The organism is Lacibacter sp. (assembly GCF_035299325.1).
GTDB lineage: Bacteria > Bacteroidota > Bacteroidia > Chitinophagales > Chitinophagaceae > Lacibacter.
Map to the genome: position 1 here is coordinate 65,765 of NZ_DATGWT010000008.1, position 12,607 is coordinate 78,371.

Sequence of the window (12,607 nt, forward strand, 5' to 3'; positions counted from 1 at the left end):
TACGATCATGGCAGAAAAAAAGACCACCAGTTATCCCAAAGACAAGATCAATATTTTATTGCTTGAAAATATCAGCGAGGCAGCTGTGCAAAATATAAAAGACAGCGGATATGCAAGTGTTAAAAAACTCAGCGGTGCTTTAAGTGAAGAAGAACTCATTAAAGAAATAAAAGATGTGCACCTGCTTGGTATCCGTTCAAAAACACAGATCACGCAGAAAGTGCTTGATGCTGCCAACAAATTGCAGGCCATCGGTTGCTTTTGTATTGGTGTAAACCAGGTGAACTTAAAAGCTGCCACCAATAAAGGGGTGGTGGTGATGAATGCGCCTTACAGCAATACAAGAAGTGTGGCTGAACTGGTGATTGGATTAAGCATTATACTCATCCGCAGGATCATTGATAAAAATAAAGCTGCACACGAAGGTATCTGGAACAAAGAAGCAAAGGGCAGTTATGAATTGCGTGGAAAAACGCTGGGTATAATTGGTTATGGTAATATCGGCAGCCAGGTGAGTGTATTGGCAGAATCGCTTGGTATGAAAGTGATCTACTATGATGTTGTAACAAAACTGCCATTGGGCAATGCCGTGCAATACAAACACATGAAAGATGTGTTGAACAAATCAGACATTGTATCGCTGCATGTTCCTGAAACAAATCAAACAAAAAATCTCATTAATAAAGCCGCCCTTAAACAATTTAAAAAAGGAGCTATCCTGTTAAACTATGCAAGGGGAGAAGTGGTTGATCTTGACGCATTGCGCCAGGCATTACTTGATAAACATTTGTCGGGTGCTGCCATTGATGTGTTCCCTTGGGAGCCTGAAAAAAACGGTGATCGTTTTCAAACACCTTTGCAGGATCTGCCGAATGTTATTCTTACGCCACATATTGGTGGAAGTACAGAAGAAGCACAGGAAAATATTGGTGCCGATGTAAGCAATAAACTTGTTCAGTATTTAGAAGGTGGCACCACCATTGGTTCACATACTGTTCCTGAGTTAGCATTGCCTGTGCAGGAAGGCACTCACCGTATTCTGCATATTCATAAAAACGTACCGGGTGTATTGAGCCAGATCAATACACAATTAAGTAAACACAACATCAACATCCTTGGTCAATATTTAAAAACAAACGACCAGATCGGTTATGTGGTACTGGATGTTGACAGCAAGCTTTCAAAAAAAGCAGTTGAGCTTTTGAAGGAAGTAAAAGAAACCATTAAGGTGAGGATGGTATATTAATTATTTGGCAGGTAAATGAGTTGAATCATTACAGGGGATTGGAACAACAACTGGTTTTTTTGTAAGCCTGTCTAGATTGATGTTATCAAGGTTTATTTTTTCAAATGCTTCCTGCAATTTTTCTTCTGTGGATTCTTGTAGCGAAATCTTGATTGATTGAGATTTTTCTACTCTGAATTCGTGTACATCGTAAAATACTTTACTGTCCTTGTTGGCAATCGAAAACAAGATTGCTAAATCCCCAATAAATAAAGGGGTCTTGGTTTCATCAGTACCAAATGTAAATCTGTCTAATCTCGAATTGTAATAACCGCTTCCAAATACTCTTTTTTCAGGAAAATAGAGTGTAACATCAACGATTTCTTTATCTGAGAAATCAGTAGTTACAGAAAGGGTTACCTCATCAATTCCTTCCATCTCTTTTATGAAAATATCTATATTGTACCAACCGAATGTATTAATGTCAAAGCTGTATCTTTCTTGGATTGCTGGAATGGTTGTATCGCTGTTAAGCAGTTTGTCATTTTGGGTCTCAGTCAATGGCTCCGTATTGTCATTACGGCGAGCAAATGCATTTCTACGGACCTCTTCAAAATCATCATTTACAAATATTGTGTCGAGGCCACAGGGTTGAGCTAATAATGAAGAATCATTTACCAGTGAATTTGCGAACTCAATAATACAGTCAATGTCTTTATTGCTTAACCCCGGAAAGCCTGTCATCATTACTCCCTCATATTCTGCAATTAAATGACTGTAGTAACTTGATTTCATTGCAGTTTTTGCAGGGTTACGAATGAAATCATAGTAGAGATCCCTGGAAACTTTCTTGTCAGCACCTGCAACAGGAGGGCCTGTTAGTCTCATATTTACAGCATGGCACGAAGCACAATTTGTCTGAAACAATTGCCTGCCTGTTTCAATACAATTAACCGGAGTGGTATCAGTTTTTAATGGAGCCGGATCAACCCAATTCACGTTCCCATCTTCGTTTACTTCACCTTAAAACAATTTCATTGAATCGTTGATGTAGTCTGAAGGAATTGATCCATTGATCTCTTTCTTCAACACTAAATCTTTTCCGTCTCTTTTCGCATTAAGAAAGAACATCCCACCGCTCTCTAATAGCTCACCATTTGATTCGGTACGTAAACCAGCGGCGAGTATTTCAATAGGAGCGTATACTTCTTTCAATTCTATGGTAACGGCTCCCGATCCTTCAAATGCTCCTGCAGGAATTGTAAAGATGCCACCTCTTGCGCCGGTGATACGATTCTCTTTTGTTGGGTCGATGTTGAAAATCTGCATTCGGATATTATCGGTTGAGAGAAACGATTGTTTCTTTTCACGATTGCAGGCAAACAGAAACAGGAAAAACAATCCAATAAGAAAGGAAGCCTTTTTCATAAGTAAATCACTATTTGATAACTAAAGTAAGCACCGATTCGGCTGAAAGAAAATTAAATTATTCCGATATTTTCAAAAAATATTGAAAACTTCGTAACTTTATGATCTCAAACAATCAATATGAAACTCATCATACTCGGCGGCGGCTTCGGTGGTTTACGGTTAGCGAATATTCTCAGCAATAAAGAAGGGATCGACATTACATTAATTGATCGGTTCAACTATCATCAGTTTCAACCCCTGTTTTACCAGGTGGCAACAGCAGGGCTCGATGCATCGAACATTTCGTTCCCTCTCCGTAAAGCCTTTCAAAAAAGTAAGAATGTGCGTATCCGCATGGCAGAAGTGGAACGTATTGATACAGTTGCCAAACAAGTGATCACAAATGAAGACACTTATACCTACGATTATCTTGTGATAGCTACCGGAGCATCCACCAACTTCTTCGGCAATAAGAACCTGGAAGAACATGCATTTCCAATGAAATCAACTGTTGAAGCATTACAGCTGCGTCATAAACTCATACACAATTTTGAAGATGCATTGCATGCAGACAATAAAGATGAATTACAACGCTTAATGAATGTGGTGGTAGTGGGTGGCGGACCAACAGGTGTGGAACTGAGTGGCGCCATTGCTGAAATGAAAAAATATGTATTGCCCAAAGATTATCCTGAACTCGATTTCAGCATGATGAATATTTATCTGCTTGAAGGCACAGGCAAAACACTTGCAGCCATGAGTGAACAAAGCAGTGCACATAGTTTGAACTATCTGCAACGATTGGGTGTTACCGTTATGACCAATTCTTTGCTGCAGGATTATGATGGAAAGAATGTTACGCTGAAAGATGGTACAATCATTCCTTCGAAGTTAGTGATATGGGCTGCCGGTATTAAAGGAAATGTTCCTGCGGGTATTGATTCTTCCTTAATTGCAAGAGGCAACCGAATTAAAGTGGATGAGTTCAATTTTGTGCAGGGACTCAACAATGTATTTGCCATCGGCGATATTGCATATATGGAAGAAGAGCATTTTCCCAATGGTCATCCACAGGTTGCACCCGTCGCTATACAGCAGGCCACATTACTGGCAGCAAATTTGCTGAATCTGCGACAAGGAAAAATTGCAAAAGCATTCCGTTACAAAGACAAAGGTGCTATGGCAACTGTTGGTCGTAACCTTGCTGTAGTGGATGTGCCAAAGCCAAAGCTCCATTTCGGTGGTTTCTTTGCATGGCTCATCTGGATGGGTTTACACCTGATGTTGATCCTTGGTGTGAAGAACAGGTTCTTTGTGTTTACAAACTGGTTGTATAATTATTTTACCTACGACCAGAGTTTGCGGTTGATCTTTAAAGAGTTTTATAGAAGAGAAGAAGCTAAGAGTTAAAAGAGAGAAAGGAGTTGAAAAAAGATTTCTCACTAATGTCGGAAACCTTCTGAATAAAAGTAAATGATGAAATGAGTGATAAAAAAACAGAAACAAAAGCATTTCTTACAGGCGAATGGCGGAACCTGGTGATGATGAATTTTGTGGTACCGGAACATGTATTAAAACCTCATCTTCCCAATGGAGTTGAGCTCGATGCCTTTGATGGGAAATGTTATGTAAGTTTTGTGGCCTTTCATTTTCTTGATACCAAAGTAAAAGGTATCGGCTTCCCGTTTCATAAAGACTTTGAAGAGATCAATCTCCGGTTCTATGTAAAATATCCTTCGGCTGAGGGCATGAAACATGGTGTTGTGTTCATCAGTGAACTGGTGCCCAAACGCATGATTGCGTGGATCGCTAAACTTATTTACCAGGAAAAATATTCTTATTCTCCAATCAAAAGTAAGATTGAACAAACCAATGAACGTTACCTCTCCTTTGAATGGGGTAGGGAACGGGAACATGAGTTGAAAGTTGAAACAGCCATACAGGTAAAGCCGATTGCAAAAGGCAGCAAAGAAGAATTCATCTTTGAACATTACTGGGGTTATACATCGCTGTCAGCTTTTCGCACAGGTGAGTATAAAGTTGAACATCCCAGATGGAATATTTACCCGGTGAATAATTTCTCGTATAAGATCGATTTCGGAAAACTTTATGGCGAAGATTTTTCTTTTCTCAACGATATGCAACCCGATTCGTTGTTTGTGGCCGAAGGTTCAGAAATAAAAGTATATGAACGTACGATACTTAAATAAAAAAGTAAACCTGCACCACAATGTTATCATAAGCGAAGCATGTTCAAGGCTATCCGGTAATAAAAAAATCAGCTAACTTTCCTCTTAAATTCATTCGGTATGAAAACAACTCCCGAACATGATGAACGCATTGCAAAGATGACCTTTGCATCTGTGTATCCGCACTATGTTAAGAAAGTTGAAAGTAAAGGCAGAACAAAAAAAGAATTGCATGAGGTAATCGAGTGGCTCACCGGTTTTGATGACAAAAAACTGCAGCAACTTATTGATGAAAAAGTAACATTTGAAACCTTTTTTAAAAAAGCAAAACTGAACCCCAATGCTCACTTGATTACCGGTATGATTTGTGGCTATCGCATAGAAGAAATTGAAACTCCTTTAACAAAACAAGCCAGGTATTTAGATAAGCTGGTAGATGAACTGGCAAAAGGCAAAAAGATGGAAAAGATTTTACGAGTGGCTTAATGGAATGAAAAAATTACCCAACTTTTTATTCTAACTGCAAATCAGGAGAAACTCTTCATCATGACTTCTTCAAGAATGTTAACGGCGGACCAATATGCTCAAACCCATGTGCTTTCCTGGCGTTATCTTTTTCTTCTTCTGTCATTTTAGCGATCTCTCCATTATGCACACGGTTAAACCATTCTTCCATTTTACCCGCCGGTTGAAACAGCATAATTAATTTACTTTCTTCTTTACCCACTTTTGCAAATGTATGTGGCACACCCCGTGGACCAAACACACAATCGCCTGCTTTGGCATGATAAATCTCCTCGCCAACTTTTATCATATACTCTCCTGAAATAATGTACCACCATTCATCCTGCTCATAGTGGAAATGCAATGGCGGACCACCTTCTTTCAACCGTGTTGAATCAAAGATGTACAGATCGCCATCTGTATCCTTGCCAGATACTTTGCAGTAAAATTTATCGCCATCAAAAAGAGACAGTGGCTTGTTAAAACGGTCATTCCCGTTTTTCACCACAATGCCTTTACCAACCCTGCGTTTCGGTTTACTTCCGGCTTCTGTTTTAAATGGGGCAGTTGCCACACTGCCTATCGCCAAACAAAACTTCAGAAATGCACTCCGTTTCATAAAATCTGTTTTTATAAATAGATAACATCTGCTGCTTAAAGCTACTTTATTTTTTTAAGCATCTGACGGGGACGTTGTTTCAAAACAGGTTGCAGTAAAAAATATTAAAACTGAATATCGATTGAAGTATTGCTTCCTGCCGGCACAAAAACATCTTTGGAGTACATTACGGAGTCTGAGCCCAGGTAGGAATAATAGTGATCGTTACTTAACACTTTCATACGATTATTGAGATGCCCGAAAGCGCTGTACTGAAACGTAGTGTCAATGCCTTTCCGCAAGCGAACAGCATTGGCGCTGAATTTTTGGGGATGAATTCCTTCAGCAACAAAGTACAAAAGGCTTGTGTCTGCAATTACAGAAGTGTTTTTAATATGTACGTTTATTCTCACTTCCTCAATCAGCTTTATTACAAACGTTTTAAGACCTGTTGTACCGGTAACATATTGAATATCTCCGGCATTGGCTCTGCCATCCGTTATGCGGCAACTCCAATAACCAGGTTTGGAAACAGCCATTTTATATTCATCGCCCTTTCCCATCGTAAAACTTCCGTCACCTGATGTACTGTATTTAGTATCCTCCCAACGGTTGCATCCGGCAAAATAATAATCAGGTTCAACACACTTCGAGGTTACAACAGTGGCGCCACTTACAGGAGCATTATCTGTGAACGATAACACCTGGCCTTCTATAACCGGATTCTGTTGAGGCCCGGGATCTGTTTTCACACAGCCTGTTATTAAAACAATAACCGCCATTGCAATAATTTTCTGTTTCATGTATGTCTGTTTTAGTTTTTAATTTGGCCACATGTTATTCGCCACAAAAAAATATTTATTACCGGTTGGTATAAACATGAATATTTTTTTATCGCTCATTTCATACGTAAAGTTTTTTGGTGATCATTAGTTAGTGATACAAAGCTACTGTTCAACAATGCCGTGTACGAAATCGATTCTTTCTGCCGGCTTTGTTGTTATTTGCAGAAACTACCGGTACAGATACCTGCAAAATGGTGGTGTTGCATTATTTGCAAAATAAAGGTGATGAGTAATGAATGATGAGTAATGAGTAATGAGTAATGCCTTTCCGCCGAAGCCTTGGCGTGAGAGATGAATGATGAGTGATGAATGATGAGTGATGAATGATGAGTAATCAGTAATCAATAGTGAGTGGGCAGTGATGAGTAGCAAGTGCCCGGCATATAAGGCTGTGATGGTCTGTCGTCCGTCGTCTGTCGTCCATCTTCCACCCACACCCCAACACAAAAAAAGACCACCCATTCAGGTGGCCTTCCAAACAATCTTTCAAAAGCGTTTAAAAACAATCAAATCTTAAATCACCATACGGCTCACAGGGTCGCTGTAAAGCACCTGGTTGTTTGTGCCAATGGCACCCACACGGCAATAGTACGTAGTACCCGGCTGCAGGTTGGTAAACTGCATTTTACTGGTGGTGCCGCTTGTGCTCACCCAGCTGCCCGGTGCCATGGTAGCATCGGTAGTGTACTCATGAAAATAGGCATAAGCACCCTTTACTGCTTTTACACTCACCAGTAAGCTGCCGGTGGCCACACCATTTTCCACACGAATGTTTTCAGGGCGTGTAAGCACAACAGGCTGGCGGTCTTTACTCAGGTCGAAACCTGAACTGAGAATCATGGCAGCATCGCCATTGGCCACCAGGTTTACATAAGTGCTGAGGCTGCGGAGCAACCCGATCAATGTTTCCCGTTTGGCATTTTTATCGGCCACATCAATACGGTTACCCGTACCCGATTTTGAGAGGGCAGTGGAGTAAGCCGTGGCAGCAGCGGTAACATCGGCCAATGCAGGAATGGGCGCAGGAAAATTTGTGTTGCCCGTCATGGAAGTAAGGATCTCGTGCGTTTTACTTTCGAGGTTACCATCGGAAAGCGACGCAAAGCTTGTGGTAGCTTTTTTCATACAAATTGAATTTTTGAAGTAAACATTTCCGTGCGTTACACGTGGTGCAGGAGGGAGGTGTTTAACACGGTTTAACGCAACAAAGCAACACAGCGTTTTTTGTTTTTGCAAGTGGCCCCGGTTGCCTGTTTTTTAACGCTTGCACAAATGAAACTTTTTTATATATTGAATATATATAGGGGCCGTTTTACAGCCGCTGCCACACATGTTATATTGAGGAATTTACTTATTTGTTCGCCCCTTAAATTGAGGGAAACTACCCGAAAAAAAATTGCAGGTGAGTGCCCCTGCAACATTTCTTTATCCTTTCTATGACCATATGGCGGCTTTCTTTAACAGGAAAAAGACAAAAACAATCAGGAAGATGGTTAATATTAAACCACAGGAAGGTCTTCCTCATGTAAAGGGAAAGGCTTCCCCATGTAAAGGGAAGAGCTTCCTAATGTAAAGGGAAGGGCTTCCTTATGTAAAGGGAATGGCTTCCTTATGTAAAGGGAAGAGCTCCTTCATGTAAAGGGAAGGGCAGCATCATACATAAGGATGGTCTTCATCATGTATTAGGAATGCAGGCATGATATATGGGCATGCACTTTCTTTTTTTATTTCATGAACAAAAAACAATTGAAAAAAATACGGCATTGTAAAATCAGTTATTAATCATGTGCAAACGCTTATGAAACGTTTGCACACGGTTATATGAAAAATGCAATTGCGCAACTACAATACAAAAAGGCGAACACTAAATATTTGATGCACAAGCTTTGTGATTTGGGAGATGTTGCGTATAATAGCGCAAATACAAGCGTTAGCCACAATAGCATAGCGACACTTCACAAACAATGAAACATCACTTTGGAGACTTTTTAGACAGGACAGGCGACTACTGGACGGCAATTCCCAATAGAGAAAGATTTGCATTTATTGCAGACTTTGAAATAGCAAACAAGGAAGAAGTAAAAATCCTAACTATCAGCAAACATCAAGACGAAAAACATTGGAAACAAGTTTTTGACTGTTTAAATCTTGAAGAGTTGACACTTCACGACCCAAGTAAAGAACAAGTTCAAGCAATCCGTAAGCTGACAAACATAAAAAGATTAAGAGTAACTTTTTTCAGAGCGACAGACATTGAATTCATTAGCGACTTGCAAAATTTGGAAGAACTAATTCTTGAATATGTTTCAGGCTTTTCTGATTTGACACCACTTGCAAGGTTGAAAAAATTAAAATCGTTGCACTTTGAAAACCTTCGCAGAGTTTCAAACTTCGACGGACTTAAAGGATTAAATAGTTTAAGATACTTGTGTATTGACGGAACACTTGATTGGAATCAGCCGATTGAAGACTTTGAATTTTTAAAAGGACTTCCTAATCTTGAAGTTTTCTCTTTAGGTTTTATCATCAACAAAACAGAGTTTCCAGCATTATTGCCAATCCTTCACCTTGACAAACTTAAAAAGATAAAAATTGGAAGGGCAACCTTTAAGACAAATGAGTATGCTTTTTTAAAAGTTGCAATCCCCGATGTTGAAGGTTGCGATTGGGATTTGTATTGGGACTATCACGACAATTTCGAATTTTTAGGGAAACGAGCAGGCTTTGTAAAAAAGAATAGCCCAATTGTGAAAGAACGTTGTGACGAATTTATTGCAACCTTTGAGAAGATGAAAAAAGAATCAGAGAAAATAATCAAAAGCTACTGTGGCTAACATTTCATTGGCAATATGGCGGGGCGACGAATAATTTCTCAGCTTTTGTTCGCTACTCAACTTCGGTTTCGGCAGACGAATAACGCCAAGCAACAGAATAAACAATGAGCATTTGTATCTTTAATCAGTATTGGTTCCGGGCTGGACGTTCAATGAATGCCGCCACATCGCCAATGCTTCAACGTTAGGCACAATAGTATGACAGACCTCAATAATTAGACAATGGGAATTATAGACTTATTTTCAAAAAGACAAAAAAGGTTGCGTGGAGAAATGCCAGATATTTTCACGTACGACAAATTTCCTCAACCATTACGAGTTCAAATAGTTCATATAATACGAGACGCAATTGGTGAGGATGGTTATAGGAGTGACAGAGCAAACAAAACATATGAGTTTATTCACGAGACAATTTGTAGAGAGTACGGGGTATTTCGTTTAGGTAAAGGCTATAATGTGTAAATACCACCCAAACTGACCCCCATCCGCCATTTTAAATTGACCCCCTAAAAAAATCTTCCAAAAACTGGAGGAGAGATACTCTGAAGCTGTTAAAGAACTGGTTGTTTTTACTTGTCAAACGTAGGATAAAATTATGTCTTGTGTGATTAATTAGTTTTATCAGTTTGTTCCTTTCTGTTTTTGCGTAACGATTCGCCTTTCAGTTCAACACGTGCAGATTGGTGAACGAGCCGGTCGAGTATTGCATCGGCGATGGTTTGTTCTCCAATTACATCGTACCAGTTTCTTACCGGCACCTGCGAAGCAATAATGGTGGAGTGTTTGCCATGCCGGTCTTCTACAATGTCCATCAGCAATGCTCTTGCGCTTGCATCAAAAGCCTGTATACCAAAGTCGTCCAGTATCAACAGATCTTGCTTTTCGATTTTGTTTAATTCTCTTAAGTGTGAGCCATCGGCTTTAGCCATTTTTAAAGCAGACATCAGTTTGGCCGTGTTGGTATAAAATACTTTAAAGCCTAACAAGCAAGCCTGATGGCCGATGGCAGAAGCCAGGTAGCTTTTTCCTGTTCCGGTGCTGCCGGTGATAAAAACGTCCTGCGCTTTTTTAATAAACTCACAGGTAAACAACCGGTCGATTTGATTTTTATCCAGTTCACGTTTTTCATTAAAGTCTATTCCGTTTACATCTGCCACGTAACGGAACTTTGCTGTTTTAATGTTGCGTTGCAGGGATCGGTGTTTGCGGTCGTCCCATTCGCTTTGTACTAAATACTGCGCCATCTCATCGTTGGTGAAGCTGACCGATGGCGGCTGCTCAACAAATGCTTTAAATGCAGTTTGCATACCATACAGGCGCATATCGCCCATTTTCTTTACTGTTTCGTTGTTCATGTACTTTGATTGTTGTGATAAAAAATTATTCGTAGTACTGTTGTCCACGGATGTTTTCATGAGAAGGCATATCGGTGCCGGCTACCTCATCTTCAAAAGGGATTGCATCGGCTTTGGAACGCAGTATCTGATCAATGATTGCATAGTTGTAAATGCCAAAACTGTCAGCTCGTTTGCAGGCATTAATCAATCGTGCATGGCCTACACGTTTGGCAAAACTCAATACACCGGAACAGGATTTATAACTTTGTTCAGGATACAGTTCTCTTGCCAGTATTTTGGCAACATACTGTGCTACTTCTTCACCAATAGAGGCTGCGGTGGCCATAAATTTCTGCGGATTCCATTCGGCTAAATATTTATGTTGTGTGGCAAGATGATCCTGCTGTGTGATGTATTTGTTTGCCTTGCCAAAAAAACGTTCATGCACGGCAACGACTTCGTTCTCGTGATAGACTTCTACTTTGCTGCTGGTATATTTTATCTTCAGCCGTTTACCGATCAGTTTGTAGGGAACACTGTAATAGCGTTTATCCACGCTTAGTAGTACATGGCCGTATTTGTTTACAGTTGACAGCTGCGTTGTCATTGGGTCAAATAAATACGGGTTAAGTGGTTGCAGTGTGTGCTTCTCCAGTTCTGTAAACTGTTGCATCCTGCTGTAATCTTCGCCAGTAAGTTTTGCATTGTTATGCGCATCTAAATGAACAAGGATGTCTTTGTTGAGCTCATCGAGATGATGATAAATGTTTTGATCGATCTTAGAAAAAATACTGCTGTAGATAATCTTTACTGCACCTTCTACCAATGCTTTGTCTTTAGGTTTATAGGTTCGTGTAGGAAAACCAAAAGTGTGATAATGCTCTGCAAAAGCAGCAAAACTCTCATTGAGCTGCGCTTCATACTTGCTGGCTTTGGTAACAGCCGATTTTAAATTATCGGGAACAATGGCTTGTGGTACCCCACCAAAAAAATGAAGTGCACGTTCGCAGCCCAGTATAAAATCTTCTTTGCATTGCGAACGGACAGCCATTACAAAAGTGAGCTGACTGCAGCCGAGGATGGCTACAAAAACTTCCACTTCACTTACTTCTCCTGTTTGCTTATCTACGAGGTTTAACTTCTGACCGGTAAAATCAACAAATAGTTTATCGCCTGCTTTATGCGTCATTTTCATCGATGGTTTACCCACCTGCATGTATCCATTCAGCCGTTCTAAAAATGCAGAACTTTTATATCCTTCTGGACATTGAAGTTTGTACGCATCATACACCATCCCTTTTGTTACACCCCGTTTCTTTAACATGGCTGCCAACGAAGGCAGCAGCGGTTCCAGCTCTTCCTGGCGCTTATTCGGTACAACAATGGGAGCATGAATTAAAAACAGACGTGACATCGCTGCATCACTCATCGCTTCAATCTGCTCAATTGTTTTGCCTGAAAGTATATAGCGGTACAAATATTTTTTAACGGTGTTACGGGCTATACCCGTTGACTGGCTGATGGATTTGGTTCCTTTACCGGAGGTATACAGCCGTAGAATCTGGCGTATTGTAAACATCTCAATTGTTTTGTTAGACATGAAAAGTGGTACTTGATGAACCAAGAACCTCTTGTTTTTATGCTACAAAAACAACTAATCTTTTT

At 40.1% G+C, this 12,607-nt stretch carries 13 protein-coding genes; 5 read left to right on the plus strand and 8 right to left on the minus strand.

The genetic code is table 11. The annotated features are described in order from the left end of the window. Positions 1 to 7 precede the first annotated feature (7 nt). The gene (gene serA, locus VK159_RS06920) at positions 8 to 1,246 is read left to right on the plus strand and encodes a phosphoglycerate dehydrogenase (RefSeq protein ID WP_324229402.1); all 1,239 of its coding nucleotides are present in this window, start codon (positions 8 to 10) and stop codon (positions 1,244 to 1,246) included. On the opposite strand, the gene VK159_RS06925 is transcribed toward serA, so the two are convergent. Both VK159_RS06925 and VK159_RS06930 read right to left on the minus strand, forming a co-directional pair. Continuing rightward, the gene (locus VK159_RS06925) at positions 1,247 to 2,224 is read right to left on the minus strand and encodes a cytochrome c (protein WP_324229403.1); all 978 of its coding nucleotides are present in this window, start codon (positions 2,222 to 2,224) and stop codon (positions 1,247 to 1,249) included. A 24-nt stretch (positions 2,225 to 2,248) separates the two neighbouring features. Beyond that, a complete protein-coding gene (locus tag VK159_RS06930) occupies positions 2,249 to 2,653 on the minus strand; it encodes a hypothetical protein (protein WP_324229404.1) in 405 nt (134 codons plus the stop codon). A 120-nt stretch (positions 2,654 to 2,773) separates the two neighbouring features. On the opposite strand from VK159_RS06930, the gene VK159_RS06935 reads away from it, so the two are divergent. The 3 genes from VK159_RS06935 to VK159_RS06945 all read left to right on the plus strand — a co-directional run bounded on the left by VK159_RS06935 (position 2,774) and on the right by VK159_RS06945 (position 5,310). Beyond that, the gene (locus VK159_RS06935; protein ID WP_324229405.1) at positions 2,774 to 4,045 is read left to right on the plus strand and encodes an NAD(P)/FAD-dependent oxidoreductase; all 1,272 of its coding nucleotides are present in this window, start codon (positions 2,774 to 2,776) and stop codon (positions 4,043 to 4,045) included. 71 nt (positions 4,046 to 4,116) lie between these two features. After that, positions 4,117 to 4,845 carry a DUF2071 domain-containing protein gene (locus VK159_RS06940; protein WP_324229406.1) on the plus strand — a complete coding sequence of 243 codons (729 nt, stop codon included), beginning with the start codon at positions 4,117 to 4,119 and terminating at the stop codon, positions 4,843 to 4,845. Between the two features lie 99 nt (positions 4,846 to 4,944). Next, positions 4,945 to 5,310 (plus strand): DUF2200 domain-containing protein, encoded by a 366-nt coding sequence (locus VK159_RS06945; protein ID WP_324229407.1) that lies wholly within the window; start codon positions 4,945 to 4,947, stop codon positions 5,308 to 5,310. Positions 5,311 to 5,368: 58 nt separating this feature from the next. Here the strand turns inward: VK159_RS06945 and VK159_RS06950 are convergent, their stop codons facing one another. From VK159_RS06950 to VK159_RS06965, 4 genes are all read right to left on the minus strand, one after another. Then, on the minus strand, positions 5,369 to 5,947 hold the full coding sequence (locus VK159_RS06950) for a cupin domain-containing protein (protein ID WP_324229408.1): 579 nt from the start codon (positions 5,945 to 5,947) through the stop codon (positions 5,369 to 5,371). A gap of 104 nt (positions 5,948 to 6,051) precedes the next feature. After that, complete coding sequence (locus VK159_RS06955) at positions 6,052 to 6,729, minus strand: hypothetical protein (protein ID WP_324229409.1); 678 nt, start codon at positions 6,727 to 6,729, stop codon at positions 6,052 to 6,054. A 210-nt stretch (positions 6,730 to 6,939) separates the two neighbouring features. Beyond that, complete coding sequence (locus VK159_RS06960; protein WP_324229410.1) at positions 6,940 to 7,233, minus strand: hypothetical protein; 294 nt, start codon at positions 7,231 to 7,233, stop codon at positions 6,940 to 6,942. 51 nt (positions 7,234 to 7,284) lie between these two features. Then, the gene (locus VK159_RS06965) at positions 7,285 to 7,896 is read right to left on the minus strand and encodes a hypothetical protein (RefSeq protein WP_324229411.1); all 612 of its coding nucleotides are present in this window, start codon (positions 7,894 to 7,896) and stop codon (positions 7,285 to 7,287) included. A gap of 839 nt (positions 7,897 to 8,735) precedes the next feature. Between VK159_RS06965 and VK159_RS06970 the strand changes: the two genes are divergently transcribed. After that, positions 8,736 to 9,605: a hypothetical protein gene (locus tag VK159_RS06970; RefSeq protein WP_324229412.1), complete on the plus strand. Its 870-nt coding sequence runs from the start codon at positions 8,736 to 8,738 to the stop codon at positions 9,603 to 9,605. Positions 9,606 to 10,213: 608 nt separating this feature from the next. Here the strand turns inward: VK159_RS06970 and istB are convergent. Both istB and istA read right to left on the minus strand, forming a co-directional pair. After that, positions 10,214 to 10,960, minus strand: a complete 747-nt coding sequence (gene istB, locus VK159_RS06975) for an IS21-like element helper ATPase IstB (RefSeq protein ID WP_324229413.1) — start codon at positions 10,958 to 10,960, stop codon at positions 10,214 to 10,216. A 25-nt stretch (positions 10,961 to 10,985) separates the two neighbouring features. Continuing rightward, positions 10,986 to 12,521, minus strand: coding sequence for an IS21 family transposase (gene istA, locus VK159_RS06980; protein ID WP_324229414.1), 1,536 nt, complete (start codon positions 12,519 to 12,521; stop codon positions 10,986 to 10,988). Between the last annotated feature and the right edge of the window lie 86 nt (positions 12,522 to 12,607).